Below are 18,863 nucleotides of genomic sequence, written 5' to 3' on the forward strand. Positions count from 1 at the left end.
AAAGAGCTGGATAATTCTTTTTGGGATTATGCCGGGGTATTCTTCCGCGGCTTTGGCTGGGGGGTAAACGGCCAGCCGCGAATGACACGTTGAGGATTGCGGGCAATCGATCCGCAACCGCCAACAAAAGAACTAGAAACGATAGGAGCGATACATGAACAAGTCCACCTTGGCCCTGGCTGTGGCCGTAGGGGTTTTGGCGCAGCAGGCAGGCGCCGCCGGTTTCATCGAAGACAGCAAAGCTACCTTGGGGCTGCGTAACTTCTACATCAATAACGATAACCGTGACTCGGGTGCTCACTCCACCCAGAGCAAAGCTGAAGAATGGGGCCAAGGCTTCGATCTGCGCTTCATCTCCGGTTACACCCAAGGCACCGTCGGTTTCGGTATCGATGCCATCGGCCTGTTGGGCGTGCGTCTGGATTCGGGTGGCGGCACCAATGGGGCAACCAGCAGCACGTCGTACGGCGGCACGGTTTTCCCAAGTGAGTCCAATGGCAAAGCGGTTAACAACTTCTCCAGCCTGGGCCTGACTGCCAAAGCCAAGATCTCCCAGACTGAACTCAAGCTCGGCACCCTGCAGCCAAAGCTGCCAGTCATCGTGACCAACGATGGCCGTCTGCTGCCGCAAACCTTTCAAGGTGGCCAGATCACGTCCAACGAGATCAAAGACCTGACGCTGATTGGCGGTCAGATCGAAGCTGTGAAGGGGCGTAACTCCAGCAATAACGAGAACCTGGCCATTGGCGGTGCAAGTGCTCGTACGGCTAACAGCAACAAGTTCATCTACGCCGGTGGTGATTACAAAATCACCAAAGACCTGACTGCCCAGTACTACTACGGCAATCTGGAAGACTTCTACAAACAGCACTTCCTGGGCCTGGTTCACAACTGGGCAATCGGCCCTGGCGTGTTGAAATCGGACTTGCGTTATTTCAACAGCTCCGATGACGGCTTGAACGGCCACGACTCGGCTTATTTCAGTAACGGTAACTACACCGGTTTCAATGCGGGTAAGGGCAAAGTCGACAACAACCTTTACAGCGGCTTGTTCCTGTATAGCGTTGAAGGTCATACCTTCGGCGGCGGCTACCAGGTCAGCAACGGCAGCAGTGACTTCCCTTGGCTGAACCAGGGTGATGGGTCCTCGGCTTACATCACCACCGACATGCAGATCGCCAAGTTTGCCCGTGCTGGCGAACGTACGTGGCAGGCTCGCTACTCCTATGACTTCGCCAAGGTTGGCGTGCCTGGCCTGACCGCGGGTGTGGTTTACCTGCGTGGCGATAATATCGACACCGTGGGTAAAAATGGCCGTGAAAACGGCCATGGCAACTCCGAGTGGGAACGCGACCTGACCATCGGTTACGTCGTACCAGAAGGCCCGCTGAAGAACGTTGGCGTGATGTGGAAAAACGCTATGTGGCGCAACGACATCCCAGGTCAGCGTGACCAGGATGAAAACCGCCTGATCGTCAGCTACTCGATCCCGCTGCTGTAATCGCGCGTCTCGATTCGCTGAAGTAAAAAAAGCCCCGTCCGGCATCGCGCCGGACGGGGCTTTTGCGTTTTCGAGTCAGACTCACCCCCGTAAGCCCTCCCCGAAGTTCCACTCTTTTGCAGCTACTCAAGGCCTTCTCGAACCTTGCGAGCGATGTTCGGCGCGATGCCCTCGAGCGTCCAGTGAACGATGTTTAATATTCTTTTTTGGTATTGATGTCTTCTTATTTATTCTTTTATTAAAGGACGAAAGCCGAGCTACAGTTTAGGTCTCCAAACATTGATCAGGAGCAGCACCATGAGCCTCAGACTCGGCGACATCGCCCCCGATTTCGAACAAGACTCCAGCGCCGGCAAGATTCGTTTCCACGAATGGCTCGGCGATAGCTGGGGCGTGCTGTTCTCTCACCCGGCGGACTTCACCCCGGTGTGCACCACGGAGCTGGGCTTTACCGCCAAGCTCAAGGACGAGTTCAGCAAACGTGGCGTCAAAGCCATCGCACTGTCGGTCGACCCGGTGGATTCGCACCAAAAATGGATCGAAGACATCAACGAAACCCAGAACACTCTCGTCAACTTCCCGATCCTGGCCGATGCCGATCGCAAGGTGTCGGATTTGTACGACCTGATCCACCCGAACGCCAGCGACACCTTGACCGTGCGTTCGCTGTTCGTGATCGATCCGAACAAGAAGATTCGTCTGACCATCACCTACCCGGCGAGCACCGGGCGCAACTTCCACGAGATTTTGCGGGTGATCGATTCGCTGCAACTCACCGACAACTACAAAGTGGCCACACCGGCCAACTGGCAGGACGGTGATGAGGTGGTGATCGTGCCGTCGCTCAAGGATGAAGACGAGATCAAGCGGCGCTTTCCGAAGGGCTACCGCACGGTGAAACCCTACCTGCGCCTGACGCCGCAGCCGAACAAGTGAATCAATGAAGTTTGCGGTGTAGCCACCACCGCTTTCGCGAGCAAGCCCACACACATTTTGAAATGCGTTCCCCCCCCCTGTGGGAGCGGGCTTGCTCGCGAAGGCGTCAGTTCAATCAGCACAGGGTTCAGCATTTTCAGCACCCAACAGCAGGGGATTTCAGGCCGTTTGACGGCCTGTTTTTTTGCCTGGGGGAACGTCAATCGCATAGCTCTAAAGTGCATAACCAAATAAATAAATATGATTTATGGATATATAAATCAACTGGTAAGGTCACTCACATCGACGCGAGATCGCATCCTGCGAATCGCCTGTAACGCTTAAGGAATGGTCTCAATGCTGGTCGTCTCTCTCGGTGGCAGTCCCAGCCTGCGCTCCCGCTCCGGGGTGCTGCTGGAGCGCTCGCAACGCTGGTTGCAGGCGCAAGGGGTGGAAGTGGTGAGTTATCAGGTGCGGGACTTTCCCGCCGAAGATTTGCTTCACGCCCGTTTCGACAGCCCGAAGGTACTCGACCTGCTGGCGCAGATTGAAAACGCCGACGGCCTGCTGATCGCCACGCCCGTATACAAGGCTTCGTTTTCCGGTGCCCTGAAGACCGTGCTGGACCTGCTGCCCGAGCGCGCCTTGCACCACAAGGTTGTTTTGCCGATGGCCACGGGCGGTAGCATCGCCCACATGCTGGTGGTCGATTACGCGCTCAAGCCTGTGCTGTCGGCATTGAAAGCCCAGGAAATGCTGCAAGGGATTTTTGCCGAGGACAGCCAGATCGCTTACGGCCAAGGCAGTGCCGTGGCGCAACTGGCACCGGCGCTGGAGCAGCGTCTGCATGAGGCGCTGGAGCAGTTTGTCAGCGCCATCGCCCGCCGACCGAAGCCGCTGGAGCCGGGCCTGTTGAATGAACGTTTGTTGAGTGCTCGCTGGAGCATTTGAGCCGATTGTCCAGATACATCGAAACATGAAGTACTCGCCTTACTCGCCCGCCAACGGGCAAGCAGGTGCAGCCAAAACCCAACAGCAAAAAGGAGAGCGCTATGCGCACTGTATTTTTGCGTCGTGGTCTGGTCGCTCTGTTTGCTGCGGCTGTCACCTTCGGCGCTATCACTCAAGCTCAAGCCGAGACGTTGCGGATCGGTTATCAGAAGTACGGCACGCTGGTGCTGCTCAAAGCCAAAGGAACCCTGGAAAAACGCCTCGCCGGCCAAGGCGTGGACGTGCAATGGACTGAATTCCCCGGTGGCCCACAACTGCTGGAAGGCCTGAACGTCGGCTCGATCGACTTTGGCGTCACGGGCGAAACCCCACCGGTCTTCGCTCAAGCCGCCGGCGCCGATCTGCTCTATGTCGCCTATGAACCGCCGGCGCCGAACAGCGAGGCGATCCTGGTGCCGAAAGACTCGCCGATCACCTCGGTGGCCGATCTCAAGGGCAAGAAAGTCGTCCTGAACAAAGGCTCCAACGTTCACTACCTGCTGGTGCGCGCTCTGGAAGACGCCGGCCTCAAATACACCGACATCCAGACCGTATTCCTGCCGCCAGCCGATGCGCGTGCGGCGTTCGAGCGTGGCAGTGTCGACGCTTGGGTCATCTGGGATCCGTACCAGGCCGCCGCCGAAAAACAACTGCAGGCGCACACCCTGCGTGACGGCCAAGGCATTGTCGACAACCACCAGTTCTATCTCGCGACCAAGCCTTACGCGCACAAACATCCCGAGGTGATCAAAGCCCTCATCGAGGAAGTGCGTGCCGTGGGTCAATGGTCCAAGGCCAACCCTGAAGCGGTGACCCAACAGGTTGCGCCGCTGCTCGGGCTGCCGGCGGATATCACCCTGACGTCGATGAAGCGCCAGGGTTTTGGGGCGCTGTTCCTGACCCCGGACGTGGTCGCCGCACAACAGAAAATCGCCGACACGTTCTTCCAGCTCAAGCTGATTCCCAAGCCGTTAAGCGTCAAGGACGTGATCTGGACCCCTGCGCCCGCCGTGGCCCAACGCTCAGTCAGCCAAGCCCAGTAATTCCAATTCCCAAGGAGACCACTCCATGAGCCTCAATATCTTCTGGTTCTTGCCTACCCACGGCGACGGCCATTACCTGGGCACCGCCGAAGGCGCCCGCGCCGTCGACCACGGTTATCTGCAACAGGTCGCGCAAGCGGCGGATCGCCTGGGTTTTGGCGGTGTGCTGATTCCCACCGGGCGTTCCTGCGAAGACTCCTGGCTGGTGGCGGCGTCGCTGATCCCGGTGACCCAGCGTCTGAAGTTCCTCGTCGCCCTGCGCCCCGGGATCGTTTCCCCGACGGTGGCGGCGCGCCAGGCCGCGACGCTGGATCGCCTCTCTGGCGGTCGCGCGTTGTTTAACCTGGTGACCGGCGGTGACCCGGAAGAATTGGCCGGTGACGGTTTGTTCCTCAGTCACGAAGAGCGCTATCAGGCCTCGGTGGAATTCACCCGCATCTGGCGCCGTGTGCTGGAAGGCGAAACCGTGGACTACGACGGACAGCACATCAGTGTGAAGGGCGCCAAGTTGCTCTATCCGCCGATCCAGCAACCGCGTCCGCCGCTGTACTTCGGCGGCTCGTCGGAAGCAGCGCAGGACCTGGCTGCCGAGCAGGTTGAAATGGTGCTGACCTGGGGCGAGCCGCCAGCGGCAGTGGCCGAGAAGATTGAACAGGTGCGCGCCAAAGCGGCCAAGCTCGGACGTACCGTGCGCTTCGGCATTCGTCTGCATGTGATCGTCCGTGAAAGCAACGCCGAAGCGTGGCAAGCGGCGGATCGCTTGATCTCGCATCTGGACGACGACACCATCGCCCGTGCTCAAGCTTCGCTGGCGCGTTTCGATTCGGTCGGTCAGCAACGCATGGCGGCATTGCATGGCGGCAGTCGCGACAACCTCGAAGTCAGCCCGAACCTGTGGGCCGGTGTCGGTCTGGTGCGCGGCGGTGCCGGGACGGCGCTGGTCGGCGATGGCCCGACCGTGGCGGCGCGGGTGAAGGAATACGCGGATCTGGGCATCGACACCTTTATCTTCTCCGGTTATCCACACCTCGAAGAGTCGTATCGCGTGGCGGAACTGCTGTTCCCGCACCTGGACATCGAGCGCCCGGAACGGCCGAAAAGCACCGGGTATGTCAGCCCGTTCGGCGAGATGGTTGCCAACGACATTCTTCCCAAAACCGCGTCGCAAAGCGTGGGCGCGCCATGAAGAAAATTATCCACAGCCTCGCGCCCTGGGCGTTGCCGGTGTTGTTGCTGGCGGTGTGGCAGTTGTCGGTGTCGGCCGGTGGGTTGTCGACACGGATTCTGCCGGCACCGGTGGCGGTGATCGAGGCCGGCGTGCGCCTGGTGCGCAGCGGTGAAATCTGGACGCACCTGGCGATCAGTGGTTGGCGCGCGGCACTCGGTTTCACCCTCGGGGGCAGCATCGGTCTGGTGCTGGGGTTCATCACCGGGCTGTCGACATGGGGCGAGCGCCTGCTCGACAGCTCGGTGCAGATGATCCGCAACGTGCCGCATCTGGCGCTGATTCCGCTGGTGATCCTGTGGTTCGGCATCGATGAGTCGGCGAAGATTTTTCTGGTGGCGCTGGGCACGCTGTTTCCGATCTACCTCAACACCTACCACGGCATTCGCAATGTCGACCCGGCGCTGGTGGAGATGGCGCGCAGTTATGGGTTGTCCGGTTTCAGCCTGTTCCGGCAGGTGATTCTGCCGGGCGCGTTGCCTTCGATTCTGGTCGGGGTGCGCTTCGCGCTGGGCTTCATGTGGCTGACGCTGATCGTCGCTGAAACCATTTCTGCCAGTTCCGGCATCGGCTATCTGGCGATGAACGCCCGGGAGTTCTTGCAAACCGACGTGGTGGTGCTGGCAATCCTGCTTTACGCGGTGCTCGGCAAACTCGCCGACCTCGCCGCCCGTGGACTTGAACGTGTGTGGCTGCGTTGGCATCCGGCCTATCAGGTTGCCAGGGGAGGTGCAGCATGACGGCTCAACAACCTCCACGCCTGCTGCGCGGTATACCGCTGGCGGTGCGCAACCTGCAAAAGACCTTCGGTTCACGCCAGGTTTTGCGTGACATCGATCTGCACATTCCGGCGGGGCAGTTCGTCGCGGTGGTCGGGCGCAGTGGTTGCGGCAAAAGTACCTTGCTGCGCCTGCTCGCCGGGCTCGATCAACCGACTGGCGGCGACTTGCTTGCGGGCTGCGCGCCGCTCGGCGATGTGCGGGAAGACACCCGGCTGATGTTCCAGGAAGCACGGTTGCTGCCGTGGAAAAAGATCATCGACAACGTTGGCCTCGGTCTCGCGGGCAACTGGCGTCCCAAGGCGCTCGAAGCACTCGACGCGGTCGGGCTGGCGGATCGTGCCAACGAATGGCCGGCAGCTTTGTCCGGAGGGCAAAAGCAGCGTGTTGCTCTGGCCCGGGCGCTGATCCACCAACCGCGACTGTTATTGCTCGACGAGCCACTCGGCGCGCTGGATGCGCTGACCCGGATCGAGATGCAGCAACTGATCGAACGCCTCTGGCAGCAACACGGCTTCACCGTGTTGCTGGTGACCCACGATGCCAGCGAAGCGGTGGCGATTGCCGACCGTGTGATTCTGATCGAGGACGGCGAAGTCGGTCTCGATCTGCCTGTGGAACTGCCACGCCCTCGCGTGCGCGGTTCGCACAGGCTGGCCGCACTGGAAACCGAAGTGCTCAACCGCGTTCTTTCCCTGCCTGGCGAACCGCCGGCGCCGGAACCTGTTTCACCACTGCCTGCGCAACTGCGTTGGGCGCAATAACTCAAGCAAACGACAGGAATCATTGCCATGACTATCAAAGCCATCAACGTGCGTAACCAGTTCAAAGGCTCGATCAAGGAAATTGTCCTTGGCGACGTGCTGTCGGAAATCGACGTGCAGACCGCCTCGGGCATCGTCACTTCGGTGATCACCACCCGCTCGGTCAAGGAGCTGGAACTGGTGGTCGGCAGCGAGGTGATTGCCTTTGTGAAATCCACCGAGGTGTCGATCGCCAAGTTGTAAGCCGCTGTTTGTACCTGGCTTGAAGTCTGCGGCGTGCTCGCGAAGAGGGCGCTAGCGAATTCTCTTGGGCAGATAGGGCGGTAAATACAAACCGATATAGGCATCGAACACCCGCATCCCTTCTTCAGCCATGCGCGGTGTGATTTGTCCGTGTTGCTGCACCGAGCGTGCATAGACGCGGTCACCCAGTTCCATCGCCAGGGCAAACACGTCGACATCCTCCGGCAGTCTCGGCAGTTCGAAATGATGCTCGAACAGCTTGTGCATCAGGTCGCCCAGTTCGAGGTCGTGTTGCCGGTCGGCCTGGGTGACTTCGGTAAGACCGTGCTGGGCGAGGATCAGTTGGCGCGCCGCGGCGTCCTCGTCGTAGATCTCCAGCATCCGTTGTTCGACCAGTCGTGACAGGTCGCGCCAGTCGCGCAGGGTTTCATGGTCGATTGGCGCTTGCAGGCAGGCGCGAAAGGCTGCGTGAACATCGGCTGTCAGTGCTTCGAGCAGCGCCGGGACGCTGGCGAAAAAGTGGTAAACGGAGGAGGGCGGAATCTGTGCGCGCTCGGCCACGCTGTAGATCGACAGACTGGCCACACCCTCGGCGGCCAGCAGCGTGCGTGCGGCGTCGAGTATCGAATCGATCCGTGCCTGACTGCGGGCGCGGGGTTTGCGAATGGTGGCGGGTCGCGTCATGGAAGTCTCCTGCGGGGCAGCGGGCATTGTACGAGCCAGTGTGTGTGTTGTCTGCCAGGACGCCTTCGGGAGCGAGCCCCCTCCCACAGTTGATCTCTGTGTACTCACCATTCATCCCGAGGGTGCGGGCCATAAAAAAACGCCGTTGGCTGCAATAGCCAACGGCGTTCCTTTTGGCGCCACAACCGCTTAAACGGTATGCAGGTACCAGTTGTACTCGAGGTCGGAGATGGAGTGTTCGAACTCCTCCAGCTCGCTCTCTTTACAGGCGACGAAGATATCGATGTATTTCGGATCGATGTACTTGGCCATCACCTCGCTGTCGTCCAGCTCACGCAGTGCATCGCGCAAGTTGTTCGGCAGGCTTTGCTCGTTCTGCTCGTAGCTGTTGCCTTCGACGGGCGCGCCTGGCTCGATCTTGTTGGTCAGGCCGTGATGCACGCCTGCCAGTACCGAAGCCATCAGCAGGTACGGGTTGGCGTCGGCGCCGGCCACGCGGTGTTCGATACGCACGGCATCTGCAGAGCCGGTCGGTACGCGAATCGCCACGGTGCGGTTGTCCAGGCCCCAGCACGGCGAGTTCGGCACGTAGAACTGTGCGCCGAAACGACGGTAGGAGTTGACGTTCGGGCAGAGGAAAGCCATCTGCGCCGGCAGGGTCTCGAGCACACCGCCGATCGCATGACGCAGTGCGGCGTTCTGCTCGGGATCCTCGCTGGCAAAAATGTTTTTGCCATCTTTATCAAGAATCGAAATGTGGACGTGCAAACCGTTGCCCGCCTGGCCCGGGTAAGGCTTGGCCATGAAGGTGGTGTCCATTTCATGGTCGTAGGCGATGTTCTTGATCAGACGCTTGAGCAATACAGCGTAATCGCATGCCTTGATCGGGTCGGCGACGTGGTGCAGGTTCACTTCGAACTGCGCCGGGGCACTTTCCTTGACGATGGCGTCGGCCGGGATGCCTTGCTCTTTGGCACCTTCCAGAATGTCCTGGAGGCAGTCGACGTATTCGTCGAGGTCGTCGATCAGGTAAACCTGCGTCGAGTGCGGGCGCTTACCGGAGATCGGCGAGCGTGGCGGCTGCGGACGGCCGTTCACGTTTTCCTGGTCGATCAGGTAGAACTCGAGTTCGAATGCGGCGCAGATGGTCAAGCCCATCTCGTCAAACTTTGCAACAACTTGACGGAGCACTTCGCGCGGATCGGCGAAGAACGGATCACCTTCCAGTTCGTGCATGGTCATCAACAGTTGCGCGGTCGGGCGCTTCTGCCAAGGCTCGTTGCACAGGGTGTCGGGGATTGGATAGCAGATACGATCGGCGTCGCCGATGTCCAGGCCCAGACCGGTGCTTTCCACCGTCGAACCATTGATATCCAGAGCAAATAGAGAGGCCGGCAGGTTGATGCCTTTCTCGTAAACCTTGTGGAGGCTGGTGCGTTCTATGCGCTTGCCGCGCACCACACCATTCATATCCGCAATCAGAAGGTCAACGTACAGAACCTCAGGATGTTCCTTAAGGAACGCGTTCGCTTCATTAAGCTGAACGGCACGCGGGGGTACCGACATGATGCAACACCTTTGTTGTTAAAAATATCAATCATTGATCTTTTCTGGTTTCAGTCAACCCGAACGGCCTGCCGAAGTCAAGCGAGGCCTTTTTTGCCCTAAAAAAGCGCTGCAAGGGCATTTATGGGGCACTTTGGGGCGGTTTTTTGCCTTTGGCACGCTTGGCACCCGCGGGCTTGAGCAGGCCGTGTTGTATTTTTTACGGGGGTGTTGTGTAAAAAAATGAACAAGGCTAAGCTCCGATCAAACCCATAACAGCAATAATACCGGGGTGCTTCATGTCTCGCCTGCCGTTAATCGGCATCACCGACTGCTCGCAACAGTCCGGTCTGCATGCTCATCACATCAGTGGCGACAAATCCGTCCGTAGCGTAGCCAGCATGGCGCGTGGCCTGTTGACGATGTTCTCGCAAGCAGCCGGCCATACGGCACCGTCCGATATTCTGGACGTACGGGCAAGCATCCTCTTTATGGCGTCTCCTTCCAATATAGTTCTCTTTCTCTTCCAAAGCCTGCGCCGCTCCCCACGTCGTGCTCATGATTCTGCACGCGCGGCTGCACGTTTCCAGAGTGCACAAGAAATGCAACGCCAGCGTAAAGGGCAGGTAAGCTCTTCTTTCATTGTCTATGCGCGGTGCCAGGCGTAAGCCGGCACTGCGCGCAAGCAAGCCCCCTTTAACGCGACGCACAAGCGTCAAACTTTGCCTGACCTAGCGTCAGGAGACTCAGCCCAGAGGCATTTATGAGTAACAACCTCGACCAGCTCACCGATTGGTTGAAAGACCACAAGATCACAGAAGTCGAATGCATGGTCGGCGACTTGACCGGCATCACCCGGGGCAAGATCTCGCCGACCAACAAGTTCATCGCCGAGAAAGGCATGCGCCTGCCAGAGAGCGTGCTGTTGCAGACCGTGACCGGCGACTATGTCGAAGACGACATCTATTACGAACTGCTCGACCCGGCCGACATCGACATGATCTGCCGCCCCGACCAGAACGCCGTGTACCTGGTGCCGTGGGCCATCGAGCCCACCGCGCAGGTGATCCACGACACCTACGACAAGCAAGGCAATCCGATCGAGCTGTCGCCGCGCAACGTCCTCAAGAAAGTCCTGAAACTCTATGCCGACAAGGGCTGGCAGCCGATCGTGGCGCCGGAAATGGAGTTCTACCTGACCAAGCGCAGCGACGACCCTGACTATCCGTTGCAGCCGCCGGTCGGCCGTTCGGGTCGTCCGGAAATCGGTCGCCAGTCGTTCTCCATTGAAGCGGCGAACGAATTCGATCCGCTGTTCGAAGACGTCTATGACTGGTGCGAACTGCAGGAGCTGGACCTCGACACGCTGATCCACGAAGACGGCACGGCGCAGATGGAAATCAACTTCCGTCACGGCGACGCGCTGTCGCTGGCCGATCAGATTCTGGTGTTCAAACGCACCATGCGCGAAGCCGCGCTCAAGCACAACGTGGCCGCCACCTTTATGGCCAAGCCGATGACCGGCGAGCCGGGCAGTGCGATGCACTTGCACCAGAGCATCATCGACATCGAGACCGGCAAGAACGTTTTTTCCAATGAAGACGGGACCATGAGCCAGTTGTTCCTGCACCACATCGGTGGTTTGCAGAAACTGATCCCTGAGCTGTTGCCGCTGTTCGCGCCGAACGTCAACTCGTTCCGTCGCTTCCTGCCGGACACCTCGGCACCGGTGAACGTGGAATGGGGCGAAGAAAACCGCACCGTGGGCCTGCGCGTACCGGATGCCGGCCCGCATAACCGCCGGGTGGAAAACCGTTTGCCGGGCGCTGATGCCAACCCCTATCTGGCGATCGCGGCGAGCCTGCTCTGCGGTTACATCGGCATGGTCGAGGGTCTGAACCCGAGCGCACCAGTCGTTGGTCGTGGCTATGAACGCCGCAACCTGCGTCTGCCGCTGACCATTGAGGATGCGCTGGAACGCATGGAAAACAGCGCGACCATCGAGAAATACCTCGGCAAAACTTTCATCACCGGCTATGTCGCGGTCAAGCGCGCCGAGCATGAAAACTTCAAGCGCGTGATCAGTTCGTGGGAGCGTGAGTACCTGCTCTTCGCCGTCTGATACGCCAGGCGCGGCGCTCAGGCGGCGCGCCTTCACCTCTGACAAGGAGAATTGGCATGACCAGCAACAACCCGCAAACCCGTGAGTGGCAAGCGCTGAGCAGCGATCATCACCTGGCCCCGTTCAGCGATTTCAAGCAGTTGAAAGAGAAGGGCCCACGGATCATCACCAACGCCAAAGGCGTTTACCTGTGGGACAGCGAAGGCAACAAGATCCTCGACGGCATGGCCGGGCTGTGGTGCGTGGCCATCGGTTACGGTCGCGATGAACTGGCCGACGCCGCCAGCAAGCAGATGCGCGAACTGCCTTACTACAACCTGTTCTTCCAGACCGCGCATCCTCCAGCGCTGGAACTGGCCAAGGCCATCGCTGACGTCGCGCCAGCAGGCATGAACCACGTGTTCTTCACCGGTTCCGGCTCCGAAGGCAACGACACCATGCTGCGCATGGTTCGCCACTACTGGGCGATCAAGGGCCAGCCAGACAAGAAAGTCATCATCAGCCGCAAGAACGGCTATCACGGTTCGACCGTGGCCGGCGCGAGCCTGGGCGGCATGACGTATATGCACGAGCAGGGCGACTTGCCGATCCCGGGCATCGTCCACATCGAGCAGCCGTACTGGTTCGCCGAGGGCGGCGACATGTCGCCAGAAGAGTTCGGTGTCTGGGCGGCCAATCAACTGGAAGAGAAGATTCTCGAAGTCGGCGTCGACAACGTCGGTGCCTTTATTGCCGAGCCGATCCAGGGTGCCGGTGGCGTGATCATTGCGCCCGACACCTACTGGCCGCGCATCAAGGAAATCCTCGCCAAGTACGACATCCTCTTCGTTGCCGACGAAGTGATCTGCGGTTTCGGTCGTACCGGTGAGTGGTTCGGTAGCGATTTCTACGACCTTGCGCCCGACATGATGACCATCGCCAAGGGCCTGACGTCCGGCTATATCCCGATGGGTGGTCTGATCGTGCGTGACGAAGTGGTCGCGGTGCTCAACGAAGGTGGCGATTTCAACCACGGCTTCACTTACTCCGGCCACCCGGTGGCGGCGGCGGTGGGTCTGGAAAACATCCGGATTCTGCGCGAAGAAAAAATTATCGAGACCGTGCGCAACGAAACGGCACCGTATTTGCAGAAACGTCTGCGGGAACTGAACGATCACCCATTGGTAGGTGAAGTTCGCGGTGTTGGTCTGCTGGGGGCGATCGAGCTGGTGCAGGACAAGGCCACTCGCAAGCGTTACGAAGGCAAGGGTGTCGGCATGATCTGCCGTCAGTTCTGCTTCGACAACGGGCTGATCATGCGCGCTGTGGGCGACACCATGATCATTGCGCCGCCGCTGGTGATCAGCAAAGCGGAGATCGATGAGCTGGTGACCAAGGCGCGCAAGTGTCTGGACCTGACCCTCAGTGCGGTACAAGGCTAAGTGCTAGGCTCTGAGCGGGGGAGCCGCGGCGCTCTTGCTCAAAGCTGTCACAAAGGCGGGTCTTTTCTTGAAAGACCGCCTCTGAACTTGCCAGACTAGTCGCGGTTCCAGTTGTCCGGGTTCGGCCGCTGAACAAAGTGGTTCAAAAAAGAAAAAATTTGGAGCATCAACGCATGAAGGCATTAGGCAAAAAGCTCGCTGGCAAGACTCTGCTCGCCATGTCCCTGATGGGAATCATGGCCGCTGCGGCTCAGGCGGACGACAAGGTGTTGCACGTCTACAACTGGTCCGACTACATCGCCCCGGACACCATCAAGAAGTTTGAAGACGAGTCGGGCATCAAAGTCGTCTACGACGTTTTCGACAGCAACGAAACCCTCGAAGCCAAATTGCTGGCGGGCAAATCGGGCTACGACATTGTCGTGCCGTCGAACAACTTCCTGGCCAAGCAGATCAAGGCTGGCGTCTACCAGAAACTGGACAAGTCCAAGCTGCCTAACTGGAAAAACCTGAACACCGACCTGCTCAAGGCTGTGTCGGTCAGCGACCCGGGCAACGAGCACGCCTTCCCGTACATGTGGGGCTCGATCGGCATCGGCTTCAATGCCGAGAAGGTCAAGGCTGCACTGGGTGCCGATGCGCCGGTCAACTCCTGGGACCTGATCTTCAAGCCTGAAAACGCTGCCAAGCTGAAATCCTGCGGCATCAGTCTGCTCGACTCGCCAACCGAGATGATTCCGGTGGCGCTGCACTACCTGGGCCTGCCAACCGACACCCAGAAGAAAGAAGACATCGCCAAGGCTGAAGCGCTGATCATGAAGGTGCGTCCTTCGATCGCCTACTTCCATTCTTCCAAGTACATCTCTGACCTGGCCAACGGCAACATCTGCGTCGCTATCGGTTACTCGGGCGACATTTACCAGGCCAAGTCCCGCGCGGCTGAAGCCGGTGGCAAGGTGAAAGTCAGCTACAACATTCCGAAGGAAGGTGCCGGCAGCTTCTACGACATGATCGCCATCCCTAAAGATTCCGAAAACGTCGAAGGCGCCTACAAGTTCATGACCTTCCTGCAGAAGCCGGAAATCATGGCTGAAATCACCAACGCCGTGCGTTTCCCGAACGGTAACGCCGCTGCAACGCCACTGGTTGATAAAGACATCACCAGCGACCCGGGCATTTACCCACCGGCCGACGTGCTGGCCAAACTGTACGCGATTGCCGACTTGCCGGCCGCGACCCAGCGTTTGATGACTCGCAGCTGGACCAAGATCAAATCGGGCAAATAAGCCGGTTTGAGGCAGCAACCGCTGGCCGTCGTCTTTGCGAGGCCGGTCAGCGGGACAAATAAATGACAGAAAGTTTTGCTGGAACGGTTTTTCGAGGGTAAGTTGCGCGCCGGTTTTGTTGTCGGGCAGCCATGGCTGTCATGCCGCGCGGGGCAACTTGGGCCCACCTAATCTAGAGGACCTCCACGTGCCTGTTTTTTCTTCTTTGCGCAATGCACTGCTGGTTGCTACCGGCCTGACGATCGCTGTTGGTGCCCAGGCCGCCGGTACCGTGCACATTTATAACTGGTCGGATTACATCGGCGAGAACACGCTGGCCGACTTCGAGAAAGAGACTGGCATCAAACCGGTCTATGACGTGTTCGACTCCAACGAAACCCTGGAAGGCAAGCTGCTGGCCGGGCGTACCGGTTACGACGTGGTCGTGCCGTCGAACCACTTCCTGGGCAAGCAGATCAAGGCGGGCGCGTTCCAGAAGCTCGACAAGTCGCAACTGCCCAACTATTCCAATCTCGACCCTGCGCTGCTCAAACGTCTTGAGCAGAACGATCCGGGTAACCTTTACGCCGTGCCTTACCTGTGGGGCACCAACGGCATCGGTTACAACGTCGACAAAGTCAAAGCGGTATTGGGCATCGACAAGATCGACTCCTGGGCCGTGCTGTTTGAGCCAGAGAACATCAAGAAGCTGCAAAGCTGCGGCGTAGCGTTCCTCGATTCGGCCGATGAAATGATGCCGACCGTGCTCAATTACCTGGGGCTGAATGCGAACAGCACCAATCCTGAAGATTACAAAAAGGCTGAGGCCAAGTTACTGGCGGTACGGCCTTATGTGACTTACTTCCACTCCTCCAAATACATTTCGGATCTGGCCAACGGCAACATTTGTGTGGCGGTCGGCTTTTCCGGTGACGTCTTCCAGGCCAAGTCCCGGGCGGCTGAAGCCAAGAAGGGCGTGAACATTGCGTACTCGATTCCGAAAGAGGGCGGTGCGCTGTGGTTTGACATGTTGGCGATCCCCAAGGATTCGGACAACGTCAAAGAGGCCCACGCCTTCATCAACTATTTGCTCAAGCCTGAGGTGATCGCCCAGGTCAGTGATTATGTCGGTTACGCCAACCCCAATCCGGGTTCGGACAAGCTGATGGAACAGTCCATTCGCACCGACGAAGCGGTTTATCCACCGCAAGCAGTCCTCGACAAGACCTACGTGTCGACCGAATTGCCACCCAATATTCAGCGTTTGATGACCCGCAGCTGGACCAAGGTCAAGTCGGGCAAATAAGGCACAAACATCCTGGGTTCGTCCGCATTGGACGAACTGCACTCTTTTTTCTGGGAGTTTCGTAAATGGCAGTTGCCTCCGGCGCCTACAAGAAAGCCCTCGAGGGCGACCAGACACCTAAACAGGTGTTGGTCAAAATCGACCGGGTCACGAAGAAGTTCGACGAGACGATTGCCGTGGACGATGTGTCCCTGGAAATCAAAAAGGGCGAAATTTTTGCCCTGCTCGGCGGTTCGGGATCGGGCAAATCCACTCTGTTGCGGATGCTGGCAGGGTTCGAACGGCCCACGGAGGGGCGCATTTTCCTCGACGGCGTCGACATCACCGACATGCCGCCTTACGAACGACCGATCAACATGATGTTCCAGTCGTACGCCTTGTTCCCGCACATGACGGTGGCGCAGAACATTGCCTTCGGCTTGCAGCAGGACAAGATTCCCAAGGCTGAGGTCGAGGCCCGCGTGGCCGAGATGCTCAAGCTGGTGCAGATGAGCCAGTACGCCAAGCGCAAGCCGCATCAACTGTCCGGCGGTCAGCGTCAGCGTGTGGCGCTGGCACGTTCGCTGGCCAAGCGGCCGAAGCTGCTGCTGCTCGATGAGCCGATGGGCGCACTGGATAAAAAACTGCGTTCGCAGATGCAGTTGGAACTGGTCGAGATCATCGAGCGCGTCGGCGTGACCTGCGTGATGGTGACGCACGACCAGGAAGAGGCCATGACCATGGCCGAGCGCATCGCGATCATGCACCTGGGCTGGATCGCCCAGATCGGCAGCCCGATCGACATCTACGAAACCCCGACCAGCCGCCTGGTCTGCGAATTCATCGGCAACGTCAACATCTTCGAAGGCGAAGTGATCGACGACGCCGAGGGCCACGCGACCATCACCTGCAATGACCTCGACCGGCAGATCTACGTGGGTCACGGGATCAGCACCTCGGTGCAGGACAAGTCGGTCACTTACGCGATCCGTCCTGAGAAGCTGCTGGTCACCGCCGATCAACCGACCTGCGAATACAACTGGTCGAGCGGCAAGGTGCATGACATTGCTTATCTGGGCGGTCACTCGGTGTTCTACGTCGAATTGCCGAGCGGCAAACTGGTGCAGTCCTTCGTTGCCAACGCCGAGCGTCGTGGCGCACGTCCGACCTGGGGCGATCAGGTTTACGTGTGGTGGGAAGATGACAGCGGCGTGGTACTTCGCTCATGAACATGCGCAAGTTCAAACGACGGCTTAACCGAATAATTCCCAATGGCCGTCAACTGGTCATCGGGGTTCCGTTCATCTGGCTGTTCCTGTTCTTCATGTTGCCGTTCTTCATCGTCCTGAAGATCAGCTTCGCCGAAGCCGATGTGGCCATTCCGCCGTACACCGAGATCTACACGTTCGCCGAGCAGAAGCTGGAACTGCTGCTGAACCTGGGCAACTACGCGTTGCTCGGTGACGACGAACTCTACATTGCCGCGTATCTCGGTTCGCTGAAGATGGCGTTTTTCAGCACGCTGTTGTGCCTGCTGATCGGCTACCCGATGGCCTACGCCATCGCCAGCGCCCGTAAAGAGCTGCAAACGGTGCTGGTGCTGCTGATCATGATGCCGACCTGGACCGCAATCCTGATCCGCGTTTACGCGTGGATGGGCATCCTCAGCAACAACGGTCTGCTCAACGGTTTCCTGATGAGCATGGGGTTGATCGATCAGCCGCTGCAAATCCTCAACACCAACCTGGCGGTCTACATCGGCGTGGTCTATTCGTACCTGCCGTTCATGATCCTGCCGCTGTACGCCAATCTGGTGAAGCACGATCAGAGCTTGCTGGAAGCGGCTTCCGACCTCGGTTCGAGTACCTTCAACAGCTTCTGGAAAATCACGATTCCGCTGTCCAAGAACGGGATCATTGCCGGCTGCATGCTGGTGTTCATCCCGGTGGTGGGCGAGTTCGTGATCCCGGAACTGCTCGGCGGTCCGGAAACCCTGATGATCGGTAAAGTGCTCTGGCAAGAGTTCTTCAACAACCGTGACTGGCCGGTGGCGTCCGCGCTGGCGGTGGTGATGCTGGCGATCCTGATTGTGCCGATCATCCTGTTCAACCGCAGTCAGGCCAAGGAAATGGAGGGTAAAGAATGAAGCGCTTCCGTTTCTCCAGCCTGATGCTGGTTCTGGGTTTGTTGTTCATCTACCTGCCGATGCTGATCCTGGTGATCTACTCGTTCAACGCCTCGAAACTGGTGACGGTGTGGGGCGGCTGGTCGATCAAGTGGTACGTCGGCCTGCTCGACAACAGCCAACTGATGGGCTCGGTGCTGCGCTCGCTGGAAATCGCCTGCTACACCGCGGTTGCCGCGGTGGCGCTGGGCACACTGGCGGCGTTCGTGCTGACCCGTATCACCCACTTCAAGGGGCGTACGCTGTTCGGTGGTCTGGTGACCGCGCCGTTGGTTATGCCAGAGGTCATCACCGGTCTGTCGCTGTTGCTGCTGTTCGTGGCCATGGCGCAGATGATCGGCTGGCCGCAGGAGCGTGGCGTTGTCACCATCTGGATCGCTCACACGACGTTCTGTGCCGCGTATGTGGCGGTGGTGGTGTCGGCGCGTCTGCGTGAGTTGGACTTGTCGATCGAAGAAGCAGCGATGGATCTGGGGGCACGGCCATGGAAGGTGTTTTTCCTGATCACCATCCCGATGATCGCGCCGTCGCTGGCGGCGGGTGGCATGATGTCGTTCGCTTTGTCGCTGGACGATCTGGTACTGGCGAGCTTCGTTTCCGGCCCGGGTTCGACGACCCTGCCAATGGAAGTGTTCTCAGCGGTGCGTCTGGGCGTGAAGCCTGAGATCAACGCTGTGGCCAGCCTGATTCTGCTGGCGGTGTCGATCGTGACGTTTTTGGTCTGGTTCTTCAGCCGCCGCGCCGAAGAAGCCCGCAAGAAAGCCATCCAGCAAGCCATCGAAGAAAGCGCTGCCGATTCGTGGAAGCAGCCGGACGTGCGCCGCGCACAGGCGCCGGAAGCGGTGTAAGCCATGCCGGGTTGGCCTCATTGCGCAGGCCAACCCAATCATAACGGT

18 protein-coding genes are annotated in these 18,863 nt (G+C 59.0%); 16 read left to right on the forward strand and 2 right to left on the reverse strand.

Annotation, left to right across the window (positions count from 1 at the left end; all coding sequences use genetic code 11):
- Nucleotides 1-154: 154 nt before the first annotated feature.
- The 8 genes from AACY18_RS08240 to AACY18_RS08275 all read left to right on the forward strand — a co-directional run bounded on the left by AACY18_RS08240 (nucleotide 155) and on the right by AACY18_RS08275 (nucleotide 7,460).
- Nucleotides 155-1,501, forward strand: coding sequence for an OprD family porin (locus tag AACY18_RS08240; protein ID WP_339464664.1), 1,347 nt, complete (start codon nucleotides 155-157; stop codon nucleotides 1,499-1,501).
- 297 nt (nucleotides 1,502-1,798) lie between these two features.
- Nucleotides 1,799-2,437, forward strand: a complete 639-nt coding sequence (locus AACY18_RS08245; RefSeq protein ID WP_339430418.1) for a peroxiredoxin — start codon at nucleotides 1,799-1,801, stop codon at nucleotides 2,435-2,437.
- A 336-nt stretch (nucleotides 2,438-2,773) separates the two neighbouring features.
- Entirely contained in the window at nucleotides 2,774-3,367 is a 594-nt protein-coding gene (gene ssuE / locus AACY18_RS08250; protein ID WP_339430417.1) for an NADPH-dependent FMN reductase, read from the forward strand.
- Between the two features lie 101 nt (nucleotides 3,368-3,468).
- A complete protein-coding gene (locus AACY18_RS08255) occupies nucleotides 3,469-4,449 on the forward strand; it encodes a sulfonate ABC transporter substrate-binding protein (RefSeq protein ID WP_339464665.1) in 981 nt (326 codons plus the stop codon).
- 25 nt (nucleotides 4,450-4,474) lie between these two features.
- Nucleotides 4,475-5,635 carry an FMNH2-dependent alkanesulfonate monooxygenase gene (ssuD, locus tag AACY18_RS08260; RefSeq protein WP_339430415.1) on the forward strand — a complete coding sequence of 387 codons (1,161 nt, stop codon included), beginning with the start codon at nucleotides 4,475-4,477 and terminating at the stop codon, nucleotides 5,633-5,635.
- Nucleotides 5,632-6,414 (forward strand): aliphatic sulfonate ABC transporter permease SsuC, encoded by a 783-nt coding sequence (gene ssuC, locus AACY18_RS08265; RefSeq protein ID WP_339430414.1) that lies wholly within the window; start codon nucleotides 5,632-5,634, stop codon nucleotides 6,412-6,414. Before ssuD ends, ssuC begins: the two co-directional genes overlap by 4 nt.
- The gene (ssuB, locus tag AACY18_RS08270) at nucleotides 6,411-7,217 is read left to right on the forward strand and encodes an aliphatic sulfonates ABC transporter ATP-binding protein (protein ID WP_339430413.1); all 807 of its coding nucleotides are present in this window, start codon (nucleotides 6,411-6,413) and stop codon (nucleotides 7,215-7,217) included. Before ssuC ends, ssuB begins: the two co-directional genes overlap by 4 nt.
- 27 nt (nucleotides 7,218-7,244) lie before the next feature.
- On the forward strand, nucleotides 7,245-7,460 hold the full coding sequence (locus AACY18_RS08275) for a TOBE domain-containing protein (protein ID WP_003229256.1): 216 nt from the start codon (nucleotides 7,245-7,247) through the stop codon (nucleotides 7,458-7,460).
- 51 nt (nucleotides 7,461-7,511) lie between these two features.
- On the opposite strand, the gene AACY18_RS08280 is transcribed toward AACY18_RS08275, so the two are convergent.
- Nucleotides 7,512-8,144 carry a TetR/AcrR family transcriptional regulator gene (locus tag AACY18_RS08280; RefSeq protein WP_339430412.1) on the reverse strand — a complete coding sequence of 211 codons (633 nt, stop codon included), beginning with the start codon at nucleotides 8,142-8,144 and terminating at the stop codon, nucleotides 7,512-7,514.
- A gap of 189 nt (nucleotides 8,145-8,333) precedes the next feature.
- Nucleotides 8,334-9,710, reverse strand: coding sequence for a glutamine synthetase family protein (locus AACY18_RS08285; RefSeq protein ID WP_339430411.1), 1,377 nt, complete (start codon nucleotides 9,708-9,710; stop codon nucleotides 8,334-8,336).
- Between the two features lie 278 nt (nucleotides 9,711-9,988).
- Here AACY18_RS08285 and AACY18_RS08290 point away from each other — a divergent pair, with 278 nt between their 5' ends.
- The 8 genes from AACY18_RS08290 (at nucleotide 9,989) to AACY18_RS08325 (ending at nucleotide 18,815) form a co-directional block, all read left to right on the forward strand.
- The gene (locus tag AACY18_RS08290) at nucleotides 9,989-10,357 is read left to right on the forward strand and encodes a glutamine amidotransferase (protein WP_339464666.1); all 369 of its coding nucleotides are present in this window, start codon (nucleotides 9,989-9,991) and stop codon (nucleotides 10,355-10,357) included.
- A 95-nt stretch (nucleotides 10,358-10,452) separates the two neighbouring features.
- Complete coding sequence (locus tag AACY18_RS08295) at nucleotides 10,453-11,811, forward strand: glutamine synthetase family protein (protein WP_339430409.1); 1,359 nt, start codon at nucleotides 10,453-10,455, stop codon at nucleotides 11,809-11,811.
- A 56-nt stretch (nucleotides 11,812-11,867) separates the two neighbouring features.
- Nucleotides 11,868-13,232 carry an aspartate aminotransferase family protein gene (locus AACY18_RS08300; protein WP_339430408.1) on the forward strand — a complete coding sequence of 455 codons (1,365 nt, stop codon included), beginning with the start codon at nucleotides 11,868-11,870 and terminating at the stop codon, nucleotides 13,230-13,232.
- Nucleotides 13,233-13,405: 173 nt separating this feature from the next.
- Nucleotides 13,406-14,518, forward strand: coding sequence for a polyamine ABC transporter substrate-binding protein (locus AACY18_RS08305; RefSeq protein ID WP_339430407.1), 1,113 nt, complete (start codon nucleotides 13,406-13,408; stop codon nucleotides 14,516-14,518).
- Between the two features lie 187 nt (nucleotides 14,519-14,705).
- Entirely contained in the window at nucleotides 14,706-15,803 is a 1,098-nt protein-coding gene (locus AACY18_RS08310; RefSeq protein ID WP_339430406.1) for a polyamine ABC transporter substrate-binding protein, read from the forward strand.
- Between the two features lie 65 nt (nucleotides 15,804-15,868).
- Nucleotides 15,869-17,011 (forward strand): ABC transporter ATP-binding protein, encoded by a 1,143-nt coding sequence (locus AACY18_RS08315; protein WP_339430405.1) that lies wholly within the window; start codon nucleotides 15,869-15,871, stop codon nucleotides 17,009-17,011.
- A 35-nt stretch (nucleotides 17,012-17,046) separates the two neighbouring features.
- Nucleotides 17,047-17,928, forward strand: coding sequence for an ABC transporter permease subunit (locus AACY18_RS08320; protein WP_221734061.1), 882 nt, complete (start codon nucleotides 17,047-17,049; stop codon nucleotides 17,926-17,928).
- The gene (locus AACY18_RS08325; RefSeq protein ID WP_221734038.1) at nucleotides 17,925-18,815 is read left to right on the forward strand and encodes an ABC transporter permease subunit; all 891 of its coding nucleotides are present in this window, start codon (nucleotides 17,925-17,927) and stop codon (nucleotides 18,813-18,815) included. The genes AACY18_RS08320 and AACY18_RS08325 overlap by 4 nt, the downstream gene beginning before the upstream one ends.
- Nucleotides 18,816-18,863 lie beyond the last annotated feature (48 nt).

It is taken from the genome of Pseudomonas sp. EA_65y_Pfl2_P74, from assembly GCF_963970575.1.
Lineage (GTDB): Bacteria > Pseudomonadota > Gammaproteobacteria > Pseudomonadales > Pseudomonadaceae > Aquipseudomonas > Aquipseudomonas baetica_A.